The organism is Paenibacillus lutrae (assembly GCF_009757775.1).
Taxonomy (GTDB): Bacteria; Bacillota; Bacilli; order Paenibacillales; family NBRC-103111; genus Paenibacillus_F; species Paenibacillus_F lutrae.
The window spans coordinates 32,475-49,638 of record NZ_RHLK01000003.1; the positions used below are offsets into that span (position 1 = coordinate 32,475).

The 17,164-nt window shown below is 49.2% G+C and carries 17 protein-coding genes; all 17 read right to left on the reverse strand.

Annotated elements, in window-relative coordinates; genetic code table 11:
• Positions 1-58: 58 nt before the first annotated feature.
• The 17 genes from EDM21_RS06115 to rimP all read right to left on the reverse strand — a co-directional run bounded on the left by EDM21_RS06115 (position 59) and on the right by rimP (position 17,130).
• The gene (locus EDM21_RS06115) at positions 59-1,099 is read right to left on the reverse strand and encodes an aspartate-semialdehyde dehydrogenase (RefSeq protein WP_157333931.1); all 1,041 of its coding nucleotides are present in this window, start codon (positions 1,097-1,099) and stop codon (positions 59-61) included.
• 35 nt (positions 1,100-1,134) lie between these two features.
• Positions 1,135-1,731: a dipicolinate synthase subunit B gene (locus tag EDM21_RS06120; protein ID WP_157333933.1), complete on the reverse strand. Its 597-nt coding sequence runs from the start codon at positions 1,729-1,731 to the stop codon at positions 1,135-1,137.
• Positions 1,728-2,627 (reverse strand): dipicolinate synthase subunit DpsA, encoded by a 900-nt coding sequence (dpsA, locus tag EDM21_RS06125; RefSeq protein ID WP_157333935.1) that lies wholly within the window; start codon positions 2,625-2,627, stop codon positions 1,728-1,730. The genes EDM21_RS06120 and dpsA overlap by 4 nt, the downstream gene beginning before the upstream one ends.
• A gap of 343 nt (positions 2,628-2,970) precedes the next feature.
• Positions 2,971-3,450, reverse strand: coding sequence for a dUTP diphosphatase (gene dut / locus EDM21_RS06130; protein ID WP_157333937.1), 480 nt, complete (start codon positions 3,448-3,450; stop codon positions 2,971-2,973).
• Positions 3,437-4,693: an insulinase family protein gene (locus EDM21_RS06135; protein ID WP_166541860.1), complete on the reverse strand. Its 1,257-nt coding sequence runs from the start codon at positions 4,691-4,693 to the stop codon at positions 3,437-3,439. The genes dut and EDM21_RS06135 overlap by 14 nt, the downstream gene beginning before the upstream one ends.
• Positions 4,694-4,792: 99 nt before the next feature.
• Positions 4,793-5,845, reverse strand: coding sequence for a polysaccharide deacetylase family protein (locus tag EDM21_RS06140; RefSeq protein WP_157333940.1), 1,053 nt, complete (start codon positions 5,843-5,845; stop codon positions 4,793-4,795).
• A 143-nt stretch (positions 5,846-5,988) separates the two neighbouring features.
• Entirely contained in the window at positions 5,989-8,094 is a 2,106-nt protein-coding gene (pnp, locus tag EDM21_RS06145) for a polyribonucleotide nucleotidyltransferase (RefSeq protein WP_157333942.1), read from the reverse strand.
• Positions 8,095-8,356: 262 nt separating this feature from the next.
• Positions 8,357-8,626: a 30S ribosomal protein S15 gene (rpsO, locus tag EDM21_RS06150; protein ID WP_157333944.1), complete on the reverse strand. Its 270-nt coding sequence runs from the start codon at positions 8,624-8,626 to the stop codon at positions 8,357-8,359.
• A gap of 156 nt (positions 8,627-8,782) precedes the next feature.
• Entirely contained in the window at positions 8,783-9,727 is a 945-nt protein-coding gene (locus EDM21_RS06155) for a bifunctional riboflavin kinase/FAD synthetase (protein ID WP_157333946.1), read from the reverse strand.
• 102 nt (positions 9,728-9,829) lie between these two features.
• On the reverse strand, positions 9,830-10,768 hold the full coding sequence (gene truB / locus EDM21_RS06160) for a tRNA pseudouridine(55) synthase TruB (RefSeq protein WP_157333948.1): 939 nt from the start codon (positions 10,766-10,768) through the stop codon (positions 9,830-9,832).
• Positions 10,765-11,769 carry a DHH family phosphoesterase gene (locus EDM21_RS06165; protein WP_157333950.1) on the reverse strand — a complete coding sequence of 335 codons (1,005 nt, stop codon included), beginning with the start codon at positions 11,767-11,769 and terminating at the stop codon, positions 10,765-10,767. Before EDM21_RS06165 ends, truB begins: the two co-directional genes overlap by 4 nt.
• Positions 11,766-12,122 carry a 30S ribosome-binding factor RbfA gene (gene rbfA / locus EDM21_RS06170; protein ID WP_068774669.1) on the reverse strand — a complete coding sequence of 119 codons (357 nt, stop codon included), beginning with the start codon at positions 12,120-12,122 and terminating at the stop codon, positions 11,766-11,768. The genes EDM21_RS06165 and rbfA overlap by 4 nt, the downstream gene beginning before the upstream one ends.
• Before the next feature lie 6 nt (positions 12,123-12,128).
• Entirely contained in the window at positions 12,129-14,873 is a 2,745-nt protein-coding gene (gene infB, locus EDM21_RS06175) for a translation initiation factor IF-2 (RefSeq protein WP_338043942.1), read from the reverse strand.
• Positions 14,874-14,895: 22 nt separating this feature from the next.
• A complete protein-coding gene (locus EDM21_RS06180; protein WP_068774667.1) occupies positions 14,896-15,198 on the reverse strand; it encodes a YlxQ family RNA-binding protein in 303 nt (100 codons plus the stop codon).
• Positions 15,185-15,499, reverse strand: a complete 315-nt coding sequence (gene rnpM / locus EDM21_RS06185; RefSeq protein WP_068774666.1) for an RNase P modulator RnpM — start codon at positions 15,497-15,499, stop codon at positions 15,185-15,187. Before rnpM ends, EDM21_RS06180 begins: the two co-directional genes overlap by 14 nt.
• A 26-nt stretch (positions 15,500-15,525) precedes the next feature.
• A complete protein-coding gene (gene nusA, locus EDM21_RS06190) occupies positions 15,526-16,623 on the reverse strand; it encodes a transcription termination factor NusA (protein ID WP_068774665.1) in 1,098 nt (365 codons plus the stop codon).
• 48 nt (positions 16,624-16,671) lie between these two features.
• The gene (rimP, locus tag EDM21_RS06195) at positions 16,672-17,130 is read right to left on the reverse strand and encodes a ribosome maturation factor RimP (RefSeq protein WP_157333954.1); all 459 of its coding nucleotides are present in this window, start codon (positions 17,128-17,130) and stop codon (positions 16,672-16,674) included.
• Positions 17,131-17,164 lie beyond the last annotated feature (34 nt).

The window sequence follows — 17,164 nt, forward strand, 5'->3', positions numbered from 1 at the left end:
TAGTTGTTATTCATGCTGTGCCAAGGAATAAAAATTTTGAAAAGATGCCTTCGTTCACTTACTTCTGTTCTTGAGCGATATGTTCAGCAATCTGAACGGCATTCCAAGCTGCACCTTTAAGAAGGTTGTCGGATACGATCCACATGTTAAGTGCACGCGTGTTGTTCAAATCACGGCGAACACGGCCCACGAAAGTTTCAAGCTTGCCTGCAGCATCAGTTGCCAGCGGGTATTGCTGTTCTTGCGGGTTATCTTGAAGAACGATACCCGGCGCATCCGCTATAAGTCTAAGAACTTCTTCCATCTCGAAGTCTTCTTTAAGTTCCACATAGACGGATTCGGAATGTCCGTACACAACCGGAATCCGCACGCATGTAGCTGTAACTTGGATGGATTCGTCCTGCATGATTTTCTTGGTTTCATTGATCATTTTCATTTCTTCATTCGTAAACCCATTATCGAGGAATTTATCGATCTGCGGGATCGCATTGAAAGCAATCTGATGTTTAACCGGCAATGATCCTACCGGCAGAATATCCGGGTTGACCGGATTTCCGGCTAATACTTCACGGGACTGGCGCAGCATCTCATCGATTGCCTTGCTGCCTGATCCGGATACGGCTTGATATGTAGATACGATGATTTTGGAGATGCCGTAACGGTCATAGAGAGGTTTGAGCGCTGCAACCATTTGAATCGTAGAGCAGTTAGGGTTCGCGATGATGCCTTTATGCTCTTGGATAGCATCAATATTAACTTCCGGAACGACCAGCGGAGTGTTAGGATCCATACGGAAAGCACTCGTATTGTCGATACATACCGTACCGCCGGCAGCAGCGAGAGGAGCAAGCTCCTTACTCACATCGCCGCCCGCGCTGAATAAAGCGATATCTACACCCTCGAAGCTTTGAGCTGTTGCCGCTTCGACGGTAACTTCTTTATCTTTGAATTTAATCTTAGTTCCTGCTGAACGAGGAGAAGAAAGAAGCTTCAACTCATTGATCGGAAAATCACGTGTTTCCAGCAAACGAATAATTTGTTCACCGACTGCGCCGGTCGCGCCAACTACTGCAACATTAAACTTTTTCTGATTCGACATATCGTTCTCTCCCCATTTGTACGAATAATCTATGTTTAAGTATAAAGGAACCGCTCAATGATCATCGGTTGCAGCTGCTTTCCCCGGAGAGCCGCCTCGCATGTTTCGAGAGTCAAATCCATTCTAGCTACGAGCGAATTCGGCTTAGCTTCAGGCGCATCCTGTCCGAACGGCACAAAATAAATGTTCTTCGTAATTAGCAGTTTCGCAATATTCATCGAATTAAGTCCAAGACCGTCATTGGTAGAAATGGCCAGAACAAGTGGTCGCTGGTTGCGCATCTGTGCCTTGGCCGCCATCAATACGGGACTTTCGGTCATTGCATTAGCGAGCTTACTTGTTGTATTGCCTGTACATGGCGCAATCAACATCACATCGAGCTTCTTCGAAGGTCCTAGCGGCTCCGCATCTACAATGGTCGTAATGAGATCACTGCCCGTCATATCTTTGAGCTGTTTCTGCCAATCTGCCGCTTTGCCGAATCTTGTATCCGTAGTCAACACCGACTGGGAGACGATGGGCACGACTTTGGCCCCAACATCTACGAATCTTTGAATCTGCGGCATGATCTCTTCTAATGTGCAGTGTGAGCCTGTCAGCGCAAAACCTACCGTTATCCCATGCCAGTTCAAACTTCATCACTCCTGTCCCTGAATTCTTCCACCATCAACTGACTTAGCGTATTCGCCAAAATCCGACCAGCTGTTTTCGGTGCAACGATTCCAGGTAGACCAGGAGCAAGCATCGCCTTAATTCCTCTTTTCTCGGCGAAGCGGAAATCGGTTCCGCCAGGCTTAGAAGCGAGGTCGATTATAACGGCACGATGCGGGATATTTGTTATTATTTGCGCTGTGACTATCATAGTCGGAATTGTGTTAAAAAGCAAGTCAATATTCCCCACTTCCTGATACAAATCCCTGGTGTAGAAAGGCGTGAAGCCCATCTCCAGTGCCCTTGCGAAATGCTCTGGTTTACGCACCCCGACCTTCACTTTTGCGCCGAGTCCCTGTAATGATCGTGCCATCGTAAACCCGGTTCTGCCGAATCCGAGCACCATGGATTGAGAACCGTGTATCGTAATATCGGTGTTCTGAATCGCGATCATCAATGCACCCTCGGCTGTAGGGATCGAATTATATATCGCAATGTCATCTCGCTGCAGCAGTTCGACTAGGCGGAGACTTTGGGAGTCGCACAAATCTTTCAAATAAGGCTTAGCCATACCTGTATAGATCACGGCATGTTTTGGCAGCGCTGAGAGCAATTCTCCGGTCAAGACCATTTCTGAACTTGAAAAGACCGATTCAACACGACCTTGGTCGTCGGTCCCTATAACCGGCAGAACGAGTGCGTCTGCACATTGAAGAACTTCAGACGTGAGAATTCCCATTGCTGCTCCTGTAAATGGTTTCTGCAGATTATCAAATCCGATCAAAGTAACAGACGCATCAAGTTCGACCAGCTTCTGAACAACTTCAAGCTGGCGTGCATCTCCACCAATAATGATAATTTCGGCTCCGGTGAGCATTCTGCTCTGTACCCCCTTATCTGCATCCGTTTCTGTAAAATATCGTATGCCGATGCCTAAGAAAGGGTGACTAACCCGGAGGCTGTTTTACCAGTTACCTTCCCATCCTAACAAAGCCTTTAGCCTAAACCGGCGCTAAGCCCAGTTCATACAGCAAGTTGTGAGTTAACCAATAAGTATCTCTTGTCGCTGGGGGCAAAAAAAGCCCTGATTCGGCGGAATCCGCTGAATCAGGGCTTGCTTATGTGCTGCAATCTATCTTCCACATAGTGGAATAGAAACCAGACAGCGCGCCGGAACGTGGTTCATTCTACTGCAAAGCCAATAAAGCGGCGGCCGTTCACTACTGGCTTTGGCCGCTCGCGGCCAGGCCGGTATGACCGAAGCCTCCGCTGCCGCGGGACGTGTCATCCAGCTCGTCCACTTCTGCCAGACGGACAGAAGGCACGAGCTGGAACACCATCTGCGCAATCCGCTCTCCGCGCAAGACGGTGAACGCCTCCTGACCATGATTGATCAGGAGGACTTTTACTTCGCCGCGGTAATCCGCATCGATCGTGCCCGGCGAATTCAGCGTAGTGATGCCGTGCTTGTAAGCCAGTCCGCTGCGCGGACGTATCTGGGCTTCAAGCTCTACAGGCATCGCCAGCGCGAACCCGGTCGGTACGAGCGCCCGTTCACCGGGCGCAAGAACGACGGGCTCGGTATTCGCCGCATGCAGATCGAAACCCGCCGCCGCGGCGGACATTCTCTCGGGCAGCGGAAGATTGTCGCTGCCCGGCAGGCGCTTTATTCTAACTTCGTATGCGTTATTTGCCGACAAGTTCGTCACCTCTTAAAGACTGCAAAGCTTCATCACGGCTGCCGACCATTGCTACAGCGAACGGTTTGGCGAAAAGCTTGCGGGTCAGATCATGGATATGTTCCATCTCTACGCTCTCAATGCGATTGATCATTTCATCAAGTGTGTAGTGTCTCCCTGTCATTAACTCGTTTTTACCGATCCGGTTCATCCGGCTGCTCGTGCTCTCAAGGCTAAGAATCAGGCTTCCCTTCAGCTGTTCTTTTCCTTTTCGCAGCTCCGCTTCCGTCATGCCCTTCTCAGCAATTTCATTCAGCAGCTCCAGGGTGACTTTCAGCACTTCTTCGGTTTGTTTAGGCGCAGTTCCGGTATATATCGTAAATACTCCGTTATCGATATGAGAAGAGTGGTACGAATAAACCGAATAAGCCAGACCCCGCTTTTCCCGGATTTCCTGGAATAATCTTGAACTCATGCCGCCGCCTATTGCATTATTCAGCAGCACCATCGGGTACAGGTTATCTTCCCGAAGCGACAAGCCCGGTAGAGATAGACAAATATGATTCTGTTCTGTCTGCTTGGACTGAAAAACACGCTCACTCATAAATGCAGGCTCTTCTTGGGCAGCCGGGGCACCTGAGTTGGCGAAACCGCCGAAATGCTTTTCAAGCAGATCATAGACACTGGCGTCAATGTTTCCAGCAACGGCGATTACGGTATTTTCAATCGTATAACAGGTTCTCATATAATCCCGGAGATCCTGCGGCTTCATACCTGATAATTGATCTTGCGTACCAAGAATCGTATAACCCAGCGGATGATTCCCGTAAGCGGCTTTGGCTACAAGATCATGAACGAGATCGTCCGGCGTATCTTCGTACATCGAAATTTCTTCGAAGATAACGTTTTTTTCTTTCTCCATTTCTTTCTCGTTGAAAACAGAGTTGAAGAACATGTCCGACAGAATATCTACGGCAATACTGAGATGATCGTCGAGCACTTTAGCATAATAGCACGTATATTCTTTGGATGTGAAAGCATTCACATTCCCGCCAATACCATCGAATACTTCCGCGATCTCTTTGGCTGTATAACGTTCCGTGCCTTTAAAAAGCATATGTTCGATAAAATGCGAAATCCCATTGCTCTGTTCCGTTTCGTTGCGGGAACCGGTTTTGACCCAAATTCCTATCGCAACGGAGCGGCAAGTGGGAATGCTTTCGGTTACTACTCTCAGACCGTTTTTTAAATGGGTTTTGTTCACCAAGCAGTTCCTCCTCGTAAGTACACACAAATCAGGTCCGTAAGTGAGGACCTTATGAAGTTTATAACTGATTCTAACAAAAATGAGCCTTTGACTCAACTAATCTGTATTTGATCCGCTCCCCGGTACAGGTTTGCTTGGGTCGGATAGGCGCTCCGGCGATATCGTCTGGCTTACCGTACCGAGCTGCAAGCCTTTTCCCTTAATAATGCGGATCATTTCAGGCATGGCGGCACGAGAAGAAGCAGTAGGATGCATCAGAATGAGAGTGCCCGGCTCGATATTTTTGCGTACCTTTGCCAGGATCGCCGGTGCCCCGGGGTTTTTCCAATCCACTGTATCCAGTGTCCAGAGTACGGTTTTCAACTTCAGTTCCGCCGCAATTTTCACTGTTTCTTTATCAAAGTCTCCGGATGGAGGCGCAAATAGCGTATTCGTCACTCCAAGCTCATGCTTCAAGAGTTCTTCTGTCTTCACTATTTCTTCATAAGCTTTCGAGCGGCTGAGCGTACTCATATTTTTGTGTGAATAGGCGTGGTTCGATAGTTCGTGTCCTTCGGCTTGAATTACTTTTGCCAATTCCACATTCTTTTTAAGCCAGCTCCCGTCAAAAAAGAAAGTCGCTTTAACATGTTCATTTCTCAAGGATTCGAGAATGCCCGGTATAAACTCATCGCCCCAAGCGACATTGATCATAAAGGAGACCATAGGCTTAGCTGGATTTCCCTTGTAAATCGGCTCCGGACCCAGTTGATCCAAATGGACTTCAGGTGCGACTTGCTTCATTAAGAATGGGAGCGGGGCCGAACCCCTCTGCTTACGGGCCGCTTCATAAGTGCGGTCAATATCTACCTCAAGTCCATTGTAACCCGGAATGGCTTTCCAGATTCGATCCACTTTGGCATCCACCGGCGGTACGTATAATTTGGGGGCTTCCTCCCGGATCTGTTTCATGAGTTCGTCTTCTTCCTTGCTGGAATCTTCCCCCGACAAAGTGAACGTGGAACCGGTGTGGGCTCGGCTTTCCGGAATTGGAGAATTCGACTTTCCCTGCTGTACGTTCTGCACAAATACGTGAATACTCTCACTTTGCAAAAGCCAGACATGGCCTATAGCCACCAAGCCCAGCAGGAGCAGCTTCTTTTTTTGCATCACCCAGACTCCTCTGTACGGAATTATGTCTGAGTTTATGCATAACAGGACAAGGTTATGACTTCCTCTTATGATTATTTCCGGACATGCAAAAAAGAGACAGAAAAATCTGGCTCTTTGTAGGGTAAATGGTATTATGTTCTCTAGGATTGTGCAGGAACTTCGTTAGTAACAAGTGTTGCTTTACGGGAAAGATTAACGCGACCTTGTCCATCAATCTCGGTCACTTTAACCGTGATCGTATCTCCGATTTTGACAACATCCTCTACTTTGGCTACACGTTCAGTGGAAAGCTGGGAAATATGAACCAAGCCTTCTTTGCCCGGAAGCACTTCAACGAAAGCGCCGAATTTCTCTACGCGTTTAACTGTACCGAGGTAAGTTTCGCCTACTACCACATCGCGAACGATACCTTCGATGATTTGTTTCGCACGCTCGTTCATTTCGGCATTCGAGGAAGCGATGAACACTTTACCATCCTGCTCAATGTCGATCTTAACGCCCGTTTCTTCGATAATCTTGTTAATAATTTTACCGCCGGCTCCGATCACATCACGGATTTTATCCGGATTAATCTGCATGACCACGATCTTCGGTGCATATGCGGAAAGCTCTTTCTTAGGTTCCGAAATGCGGCTCAGCATCTTGTTCATGATCGTCATACGGCCTTCTTTGGCTTGCTCCAGCGCTTGCTTAAGGATATCGCGGTTAATCCCGTCGATTTTAATATCCATTTGCAGGGCGGTTACGCCTTTTGCAGTTCCTGCAACTTTGAAGTCCATATCGCCCAGGTGATCTTCCATGCCCTGGATATCCGTCAAAATCGAGAAGTGATCCCCGTCTTTGATGAGACCCATCGCTATACCGGAAACAGGAGCCTTAATCGGAACACCCGCATCCATCATGGCCAGCGTGGAAGCACAGATACTTGCTTGCGAGCTCGAACCGTTGGATTCCAACACTTCCGATACGAGACGGATGGTGTAAGGGAAATCAGCTTCACTCGGGATCACATACGAAAGCGCGCGCTCACCTAAAGCGCCATGTCCGATTTCACGACGTCCGGGTGCGCGAAGCGGTCTTGCTTCACCAACGCTGAACGGCGGGAAATTATAATGGTGCATGAAGCGCTTTGTTTCTACGAGGTCCAGACCGTCGAGAATTTGAACATCGCCGAGGGCGCCTAGTGTACATACGCTGAGTGCTTGTGTTTGTCCACGAGTGAACAATCCTGTTCCGTGCGTACGTGGCAGCAGATTGATGTCGCAATCAATCGGACGAATTTCTTCAAGGGCACGTCCGTCAGGTCTAACTTTATCGTGAGTAATCAGGCGGCGCACTTCATCTTTTACGATATCGTGCAGCACTTCTTTCACGTCTTTAAGCTTCTCGGGCGTTTCAGACAGAAGCGGTGTGAAGTGTTCGATCGCATCCGCGTTCACGGCATCGATCGCTTCCTGGCGCGCATGCTTCTCTTGTACTTTAATCGCCTCAACGAGACGAGCCTCTGCATACTCACGAACGGACTTATTGATCTCTGCATCTACTGTATGCAGCTTCACTTCCATCTTCGGTACGCCCGCTTGCTCTACAAGCTCTTCTTGAAGAACGATGACTTTCTTGATCTCCTCGTGACCGAACATGATGGCTTCCAGCATAACTTCTTCCGGCACTTCATCCGCGCCAGCTTCTACCATCATGATTGCATCCTTCGTTCCGGCTACGACCAGGTTGATATCGCTAAGCTCGTCCTGTGCAGGCGTCGGATTAACGATGAACTTGCCGTCAACACGGCCAACGATGACACCGCCGACCGGGCCGCTGAAAGGTACATTTGAAATCGACAACGCAGCCGATACCCCGATCATAGCGGTAATTTCCGGAGGACATTCCTGATCCACACTCATAACCATAGCTACGATCTGAACATCATTCCGGAATCCTTCCGGGAAAAGTGGACGAATCGGGCGGTCCGTCAAGCGGCTGGACAAAATCGCCTTTTCACTGGGACGTCCTTCTCTTTTAATGAAGCCCCCTGGAATTTTACCTACCGCATATAAACGCTCTTCATAGTTGACTGTCAGCGGAAAAAAATCAAGATCTTTAGGCTCGCTGGAAGCAGTCACGGTGCAGAGCACTACTGTTTCGCCATAACGAGCAAGAACTGCTCCGTTGGCTTGTTTGGCAAGCCGGCCTGTCTCAAGAATCAACGGACGTCCGGCAAAATCCATTTGCACACGTTTTTCCATACTCAACCTCCTAGTGGATTTCTCTAAATGAAACGCGGAAACAACCAACCTACACCGCGCAAAATGGTTCTCTATGGGAAAACGCAAGGATGAACGGAATTTCTAGCTCGCTTCCGCATCTCCTAGTAATTCTGCGTATGTATAGTATTTCCTTCTTTTCAGCAATTTAAAAAATACACAAAAAGCAACCCGTAGCCGCTGCGGAAGCTCGGCTCCGAGCCCACCACAGAGAACAGCAGGGGTTGCTTATTGATTGTAGATATTATCTACGCAGTCCAAGCTTTTCGATCAAAGCACTGTAGCGTTTAACATCTTTCTTCTTCAGGTATGCCAGCAAGCTGCGGCGCTGACCAACCATTTTCAGAAGTCCGCGACGGGAGTGATGATCTTTCTTGTGTGCACGGAAATGGCTCGTAAGGTTTACGATGTTCTCCGTCAGGATTGCTACCTGTACTTCAGGAGATCCTGTGTCACTTTCATGCGTCTTGTGTGTTTGAATAATTTCCTGTTTGCGTTCTTGAGTTAATGCCATCAAAAACACCTCCGATTTCATATAATCGCCTATGGCCTAGAGAGCGTCGGTGAAGCGCGGCTCCACGCCAAGGTTCGTTATCGCTGCAATTCGGCTAGTACCGAAGCAACGTAAACCAGTATAGCATAAGTGGATGGCAGAAGTAAATGCCATGCCCTATTCGATCTGCCCCAACTTGATCCGTGCGGTATCCACGTCACGCTTGAGCTGTGTAATGAGCTCATCCATACCACTGAATTTACGCTCCGGACGCAGGTAATCGATAAATTTAACAAAGATAGTGCTGCCATAAATATCGGCGTCAAAATCGAGCAGATGAGCCTCCAGGCTAAGTACTTTACCGCTATGAAATGTCGGTTTCGTTCCGATGTTCATAACGCCTTGGTACCAGCTGCCATCCAGCAGCACCTGCACGGCGTAGACACCCGGCGCGGGAATAACGAAGTTTTCCGTCAAATCCATGTTGGCTGTCGGAAAACCCAGCTGTCTGCCCCGCTTATCTCCCGAGACGACAACACCGCGTACACCGTAGCTGCGACCCAGCAGCTCGGTCGCAGCAGGAGGTCTGCCATCCAGCAGAGCCTCACGAATGGCCGTGGAGCTTACCTTAACTCCGTTCATCCGGAATGGGCGCACAACTTCAACAGCGAAGCGGCCTTGACCAAGTTCACATAACGTATCTGGTGTTCCTTGACCTTTGTAGCCGAAAGTGAAGTCGAAGCCGACAACAACCATCTCAACGCCGAGTGCGGCAAGCACCCGGTCTACAAACTGTTGAGGAGAAGCCTGCATAAGCGCTTTGTCAAACCGGAGGACATAAGTACAGTCTACACCTAGCTCTTCAAATACTTCCAGCTTATAAGACGTGGGTGAAAGCAGCCGTGAGTACTTGTCCTGTCCAAGCAGCTCACGCGGGTGAGGATCAAAGGTCATAATAGCCGCAGGAACACCAAGCCTTCTTGCATTCTCGACAGCACGGCCGATTACTTCCCGATGACCCAAATGCACACCGTCAAAATCACCGATTGCGATTACTTTCCTGCCGGCAAAAGGCAGAATGTCAGCATTCTGAATCGGATAGGACAAATGTATCGTTTGCATGAGTACGAGTTCACCTACTATTCCTTGAACCGCTATATGCTTGCTCTGTTATCCCTGCTTATCTTGAAAATGAATCGAGAAGCAGCAGTCTGGTTTAAGAGTTTATGAAAAAACTTTAACGGGAACAAGTAGCCGTTCATCATAGTTCCATTGAAAAAGACCAATAAACAGATTGCTTGGCCCGTATATCCGGTAAAGACCGCCATCCTCAGCAGGTGTATCAAGACCTTGATCTCCGCGCGATACCAGCGGCGCTTCGAAGATGCGGACCTTACGTCCCTGCAGTGCGAAGACGGCAAACTGTTCGTTCAATGTAACAGCTGGCAGATGATCTACCGCTTGATCTGCCGCGATGATGTGGCGATCCAGCTGATTTTCTTCGCGAAGCCGCGGAAGATCTTCCAGCTTGACGCATGCTTGCAGTCCGATCTTGCCTGAAGAAGAACGAATCAGTTCCTTCATAACGGCCGGTACACCGAGTGCCTTCCCTATATCTACACAAAGGGTGCGGATGTAGGTTCCTTTGGAGCAGAGTACGCGAAAACGAATCTCGGGATGACGCTTCTCAAGATCAAGTTCCATGATCTCGATTTCATAGATCGTGACTTCCCGCGCCTTGCGCTCCACTTCAACACCTGCGCGTGCCAGTTCATACAGTCTTTTGCCGTCCACCTTAACGGCTGAATACATAGGAGGGACTTGAGAAATCTCGCCTCTAAAAGAATCGATCACTTGCAGAACACGATCCTTTTCCAGAGCAACATGATCCCGTTCTTCGAGAACAGTACCGCTCATGTCTTCCGTATCCGTTGCAAGTCCGAATACCATGGTTGCCACATATTCTTTGGGCAAGTCCTGAATGTACTCAACCATACGAGTCGCCCGGCCGATACAAAGCGGCAACACGCCGGTCACTTCAGGATCAAGCGTGCCGGTGTGTCCGATCCGTTTGATACCAAGGTGACGGCGTGCTTTGGCTACTACATCATGAGAAGTCATTCCCTTAGGCTTGAGTATTGGAAGTATTCCTTCTAACGTCATGATAGTTTGTTCCCTACTTCCTCGACAACCAGCCGGATCGCTTCCTCCAACGTACCTTTAATTGTACAGCCTGCGGCGCGGACATGACCTCCGCCTCCAAAGGTTTGTGCAATTCTAGCTACATCCACATTACCAGCCGAGCGGAAACTGACTTTAACGGTAGAAGAATCTCTCTGTTTGAACAACAAACCCACTTCTACCCCTTCCACATTACGGGCATAATTCACCAGACCATCCATATCTTCATTCGATGCGCCTATTTCAGCTACATCTTCTGTATTTACGGAAATCGAGCTGATTTTACCTTGTTTATGGAAGTTTAATGTGGACAAACCCCGTTGAAGAATACGAATCTGCTCAAATGTCATTCTTTCCAAATAGGCCTCGGCCAACAAAGAGCCTTTGACGCCCAGCTCAAGTAAATCTGCCGCTGTTTTCATTACTTTTGGAGTTGTGCTCGAATATCTGAAACCCCCCGTATCCGTGAGCAGTCCCGTATATATACAGGTGCCGAAATCAAGATCAGCCTCAAATGGAAAAAGTTTGGCTAAATCATAGATGATTTCAACCGTTGCCGCCGCTTGAGCCTGGATGACCGCGCAGCTTCCATATCTGTCATTGGTTGCGTGATGGTCTATATTCAGAAGTTCGAACGATTCGGCGAACCGCTGGCTAACTTGTCCGATTCGCGAGAAATCCGCACAATCTACACTAATCACATGTGAAAAATGTCTATTTTCAGGCAATTGGGACAATGTTTGAATATCTTCAAACCCCCAAAGCTGATTAAATTTAGCCGGGATATCACCTTCATTGGCAAGCGTATAACGCTTGCCAAGACGGTGAAGCAGCCAACCGATTGCGAGCGTAGAGCTAATTGCATCCCCATCGGGCTGAACATGGGAAACAACCAGAAAGTCATCATATTGTTCGATGAATTGCTTGGCTGCCTCCAACTGCTCATTATAACTGCCGTTGCATTCAGGTGCAGCCGCCGTCATTCAGCGGACTTCCCATCATTAAGCTGATGGAGAAGATTCTCAATGCGGCTGCCGTAGTCAATGGATGTGTCGAACTTGAAAATCAATTCCGGTACCTTACGAAGCCGGATTCTTTTGCCCAGTTCGGAGCGAATATAGCCGCTGGCACTTCCTAGCGCCTTCAGGGTACCTTCCTTTTGTTCGTCGGTACCCAGTACGCTCAGATAAACCTTTGCCTGCGACAAATCGTTCGTAACATCTACACCTGTAACAGTTAGAAAACCGATGCGCGGATCTTTAATTTCACTCTGCAAAATTTGGCTGATCTCTTTTTTGACTTGCTCGCCCACTCGTCCTACGCGGACTCTAGCCATAGCTGATCACCTCTCTACTGTTTCCATGACGAAGGCTTCAATAATGTCCCCTTCTTTGATGTCATTAAACTTCTCAAGGGAAATACCGCATTCGTAGCCTTGTGCTACTTCTTTGACATCGTCCTTAAACCGTTTCAGAGCATCAACCTTGCCTTCAAGGATAACAATGCTGTTGCGGATCAAGCGTACTTCTGCGTTACGAGAAATTTTACCCGAAGTAACCATACAACCTGCAATGGTACCAACGCCTGTAATCTTAAACGTGTTACGCACTTCCGCATGTCCGATAATATTTTCTTTAAAGATCGGATCAAGTATACCTTTCATAGCCTGCTCGATCTCTTCAATGACGTTATAAATAATCCGGTGCAGACGAATATCTACTTTCTCCTGGTCAGCCGTAACTTGAGCGGCCGGTTCCGGACGAACGTTGAAACCGATAATAATCGCATTAGAAGCGGATGCCAGAATGATGTCCGACTCCGTGATCGCGCCTACGCCTGTATGAATCATTTTCACACGCGCGCCTTCAACTTCGATCTTCTCCAAAGAGCCTCTAAGAGCTTCCAGAGATCCCTGTACGTCTGCTTTGATAATGACATTGAGATCTTTGATCTCGCCTTCTTTGATATGCTTGTACAGATCGTCCAGAGTTACGCGGGAATTAGCCGTAATTTCGGACTGGCGAAGTGTAATCGCACGCTTCTCCGCGATATCGCGAGCTTTGCGCTCATCTTCGAAGACGAGGAACGGATCGCCCGCTTGCGGCACCTCGGTTAAACCGGTAATCTCAACCGGAGTGGAAGGACCCGCTTCTTTAAGACGCTTGCCTTTGTCGCTTACCATGGCACGGATCCGGCCGAAGCATACACCAGCAACAAAGCTGTCGCCGACTTTGAGCGTCCCGTGCTGGACGAGAATGCGCGCAACCGGGCCGCGGCCTTTGTCAAGCTCCGCTTCAATTACCGTACCTCTTGCACGTTTGTCCGGATTCGCTTTATATTCCTGCACTTCCGCTACGAGAAGGATCATTTCAAGCAGGTTCTCAAGGCCGATACGCTGTTTGGCGGATACTTCGCAGAAAATCGTATCGCCGCCCCACTCTTCCGGTACCAGCTCATACTCGGTAAGTGCTTGCTTAATTTTCTCGACATTCGCTTCCGGTTTGTCGATTTTGTTCACAGCTACGATAATCGGAACCCCTGCCGCTTTGGCATGAGAGATCGCTTCTACTGTTTGCGGCATAACGCCGTCGTCAGCAGCAACCACAATGATGGTAATGTCTGTAACTTGGGCTCCGCGTGCACGCATCGTTGTGAAAGCTTCGTGACCCGGAGTATCCAGGAACGTTACTTTCTTACCGCTGGCTTCAACCTGGTAGGCACCGATATGCTGCGTGATACCCCCTGCTTCGCCTTCGGTAACGCTTGTATGACGGATAGCATCGAGCAGGGTCGTTTTCCCGTGATCGACGTGACCCATAATGGTAACGACCGGCGGGCGTTCTTTGAGATCGGCTTCGTCGTCCTTTTCTTCTTCGAGCTCAAAACGGTCGTCTTCGACGCGAATCTTCAGATCCACTTCGACACCATATTCTGTCGCTACCAGCTGAATCGTATCCAGATCAAGCTCCTGGTTGATGGTTGCCATAACTCCCAGGAAGAGAAGCTTCTTGATTACTTCCGACACGTCTTTATGAAGCAATTTAGCGAGCTCGCCTACTGTCATATTGCCACGAACAATAATCTTCTTAGGTGTGTTGTCGATCTTCTCTTTCTTAACGAGATCCTGACCGCGTCCGCGTCCGTTATTACGTCCGCCGCGGTTATTGCCGCCGCTGCGTCCGCCGCGACCGCCGCGGCCGTCATCATAACGGCTTGAGTTCTTGCTGCGGTCATCACGGGTGCCTGGCTTGTTCTCGCCAGGACGCTGGCCGCTGCGTGCCGAATCAAACGCCGGGCGTCCATCGGTTCTGCGTTGTCCTTGGCCTGCGCTTGTGCCAGCAGGTCTGCCGGCAGTGCTAGCGCCCCCGCGGTTTTGACCGCCTTGGCCGCTGCCTTGCGGACGTTGGCCGCCGCCGCTTTGAGGACCGCGGTTAAAGCCGCCCTGACCGCCGCCTTGAGGGCGTTGTCCGCCGCCTTGGCCCTGACTGCGCGGAGCGCCGCCTTGACCTTGCGGACGCTGTCCGCTGCTCTGGCCTTGAGGGCGTTGTCCGCCGCTGCCTTGGCCCTGTGGACGCTGTCCACTGCCTTGTCCTTGCGGACGCGGGCCGCTGCCTTGCGGGCGTTGTCCGCTGCCTTGAGGACGCTGGCCGGTACCCTGGCTGCGTGGCGCTCCGCTTTGACCGCTCGGTCTGTTGTCCGTACGAGGTGCACGGTTATCTGGAGAGCCTTGAGGACGAGTGTCCTCTCTTTTCGGCTGCTCCTGCCCAGCTTGTGCTGCAGGCTGCTTAGCACTCACCTCTGCTTTGGGTGCTGGCTGGTTGGTCTTATCTTGTTTGGGTTGGTTTGAATTGGTAGAACTCACGTTACCTCCATCTGATCCTGCCCGTTTGGCAGCCGCATTTGCTTTAATGTCATGAAAGAATTTCTCAACGCTGCTGACAGCATTGTTCTCCATGACGCTCATGTGGTTGTTTACGGGGATATTCAAACGCTTCAGGATCGTTATAATTTCCTTGCTGCTCATATTCAAAGATTTGGCATATTCATAAACCCGAAGTTTATCCTTAGGATCTTGTTTATTTGTCAAACCCATTCACCTCCGCGGGTCGTTAAACCCGATACTTTTGCAGCATCTTTGCGAAGCCGGCGTCAACGACGGCAATCGTGACTCGCGCTTCCTTACCAATGCTGGCTCCAAGTTCCTCGCGGTTGCCTAGCACCAGCAAAGGGACGTCGTATGAACGGCATTTGTCCTGAAACTTCTTGTTCGTATTATCAGCCGCGTCTTCCGCTATGATAACCAATTTGGCGTTACCCGATCGAATCGCTTTAAGAACGGTTTCTTCTCCGGTAACAAGTTTGCCGGCTCTCATCGCCAGCCCTAAATTCGAAAAATATTTAGAATTCGTCATCGTCCATCCCATCTTTACCTGCATGAAATTCTTCTTCCACTTGGATAAAATCCTGCTCAAGCTGGTCGTAAATGGGGGCGCCTACGGGCTGTTTAAGCGCGCGGTCCAGCGCCTTGGATTTCTTGGCAAGTTTAAAGCAAGCCACTTTACCGCACAAATAAGCACCTCTGCCGGATTTTTTGCCTTTCAAATCGATCTGTGTTTCGCCTTCCGGCGTACGGACAACACGAATCAATTCTTTCTTGGGCATCATTTCCTGGCAGGCTACGCATTTGCGCATAGGGATTTTCCGCGTTTTCACGTCATCTTCACCTCGCCCCGCCGGCGTCAGTCAATGCTGACGGAATCTTGATGCATTTCCTCGACTTGCGTTCTCGGACGGCCGTATTCCTGCTCCGCCTGAGCCTCGCTTTTAATATCGATTTTCCAGCCTGTCAGTTTGGCTGCCAGACGTGCATTCTGGCCTTTAATCCCGATAGCGAGGGAAAGCTGATAGTCAGGAACGATCACGCGGGCCATTTTCTCGTTCTCGAACACGTTGACTTCCAAGACTTTAGAAGGGCTTAGCGCGTTAGCAACATACTCTTCCACGCTTTCCATCCAACGTACGATATCGATTTTCTCTCCGCGCAATTCGCCGACGATCGTCTGTACGCGCAAGCCTTTAGGGCCTACACAGGAACCCACCGGATCCACTTCGTCATTGCGCGAATGAACGGCAATCTTGGAACGGAAGCCCGCTTCGCGTGCGACGGATTTAATTTCAACGACACCCTCATAGATTTCAGGAACCTCGAGTTCGAATAGCCGCTTCAATAAACCAGGGTGAGTACGCGAAAGAATGATTTGAGGGCCTTTGGTCGTATTTTCCACTTTCGTGATATACGCCTTAACCCGTTCCCCTTGTTTGAACTTCTCGTTCGGCATAACTTCAGTGAGCGGAAGAACCGCTTCCACTTTACCAAGATCGATATAATAGTGACGCTGATCTTGACGCTGGACGATCCCTGTTACAATATCTTCTTCTTTTTCAATAAAAGCATTGTAAATAAGTCCCCGTTCCGCTTCACGTATGCGTTGTGTAACCACTTGTTTAGCGGTTTGCGCGGCAATACGTCCAAAATCGCGCGGTGTCACTTCAATCTCTACGATATCATCAAGCACATAGTTCTGATTTATTTCACGTGCAGCATGAAGCGAAATTTCAAGCCTCGCATCAAGTACATCCTCCACGACGGTTTTACGAGCATAGACGCGGATGACGCCTGTTTGTCTGTTAATATCAACGCGGACGTTCTGCGCCGTATTAAAATTTCGTTTATAGCTGGAAATCATCGCGGCTTCAATCGCATCAATGAGAAGTTCCTTTGAAATCCCTTTCTCTCTTTCGATCTCAGCCAACGCTTCGATAAAATCCATGTTCATTTGAACCCAATTCCCCCTTTCAATGCTTCGCAGACGCGATAAATCGCATCAGAATACGATGGCAAGCCTCGCGCTGGCCACTTTGCCGTATGGGATCGCGCTTCGTGTTTTGCCGGTCTGCACGACTAGTTCTTCATCGTCGAACGACAGAAGCTCGCCTTCGAATTCCTTGCTATTGTCAATTGGCTCGTATGTAGTGATAAACACATGTTTGCCAACAGCCTTCTTAATATCTTCCGGTTTTTTAAGCGGCCTCTCGGCTCCCGGTGAAGAGACTTCCAGGAAATAAGCCGTCGATATCGGATCGTTGTCATCAAGTTTTGAGCTGAGATATTCGCTGACACGGCCGCAATCATCTATGTCAATGCCGCCTTCTTTGTCTACGAATACACGAAGAAACCAGTTGCTTCCCTCTTTAACATATTCGATGTCAACCAGCTCAAAGCCTTGTTCGTTTAAGTAATCCTGGAGCATATCTTCTATGACGGTTTTAATTGGTGAATTCATTTTCTCTCTACCCTCCTGTATGACCTTCCCGGTA

What these genes read in the sequence shown, in the direction of transcription:
- nusA (WP_068774665.1), bottom strand. Translation starts at nt 16,623, where the DNA reads ATGAACATGGATTTTATCGAAGCGTTGGCTGAGATCGAAAGAGAGAAA.
- EDM21_RS06115 (WP_157333931.1), bottom strand. Translation starts at nt 1,099, where the DNA reads ATGTCGAATCAGAAAAAGTTTAATGTTGCAGTAGTTGGCGCGACCGGC.
- rpsO (WP_157333944.1), bottom strand. Translation starts at nt 8,626, where the DNA reads ATGGCATTAACTCAAGAACGCAAACAGGAAATTATTCAAACACACAAG.
- pnp (WP_157333942.1), bottom strand. Translation starts at nt 8,094, where the DNA reads ATGGAAAAACGTGTGCAAATGGATTTTGCCGGACGTCCGTTGATTCTT.
- rimP (WP_157333954.1), bottom strand. Translation starts at nt 17,130, where the DNA reads ATGAATTCACCAATTAAAACCGTCATAGAAGATATGCTCCAGGATTAC.
- EDM21_RS06165 (WP_157333950.1), bottom strand. Translation starts at nt 11,769, where the DNA reads ATGACGGCGGCTGCACCTGAATGCAACGGCAGTTATAATGAGCAGTTG.
- EDM21_RS06155 (WP_157333946.1), bottom strand. Translation starts at nt 9,727, where the DNA reads ATGCAAACGATACATTTGTCCTATCCGATTCAGAATGCTGACATTCTG.
- truB (WP_157333948.1), bottom strand. Translation starts at nt 10,768, where the DNA reads ATGACGTTAGAAGGAATACTTCCAATACTCAAGCCTAAGGGAATGACT.
- EDM21_RS06140 (WP_157333940.1), bottom strand. Translation starts at nt 5,845, where the DNA reads ATGCAAAAAAAGAAGCTGCTCCTGCTGGGCTTGGTGGCTATAGGCCAT.
- EDM21_RS06180 (WP_068774667.1), bottom strand. Translation starts at nt 15,198, where the DNA reads ATGACGAATTCTAAATATTTTTCGAATTTAGGGCTGGCGATGAGAGCC.
- rbfA (WP_068774669.1), bottom strand. Translation starts at nt 12,122, where the DNA reads ATGGCTAGAGTCCGCGTAGGACGAGTGGGCGAGCAAGTCAAAAAAGAG.
- dpsA (WP_157333935.1), bottom strand. Translation starts at nt 2,627, where the DNA reads ATGCTCACCGGAGCCGAAATTATCATTATTGGTGGAGATGCACGCCAG.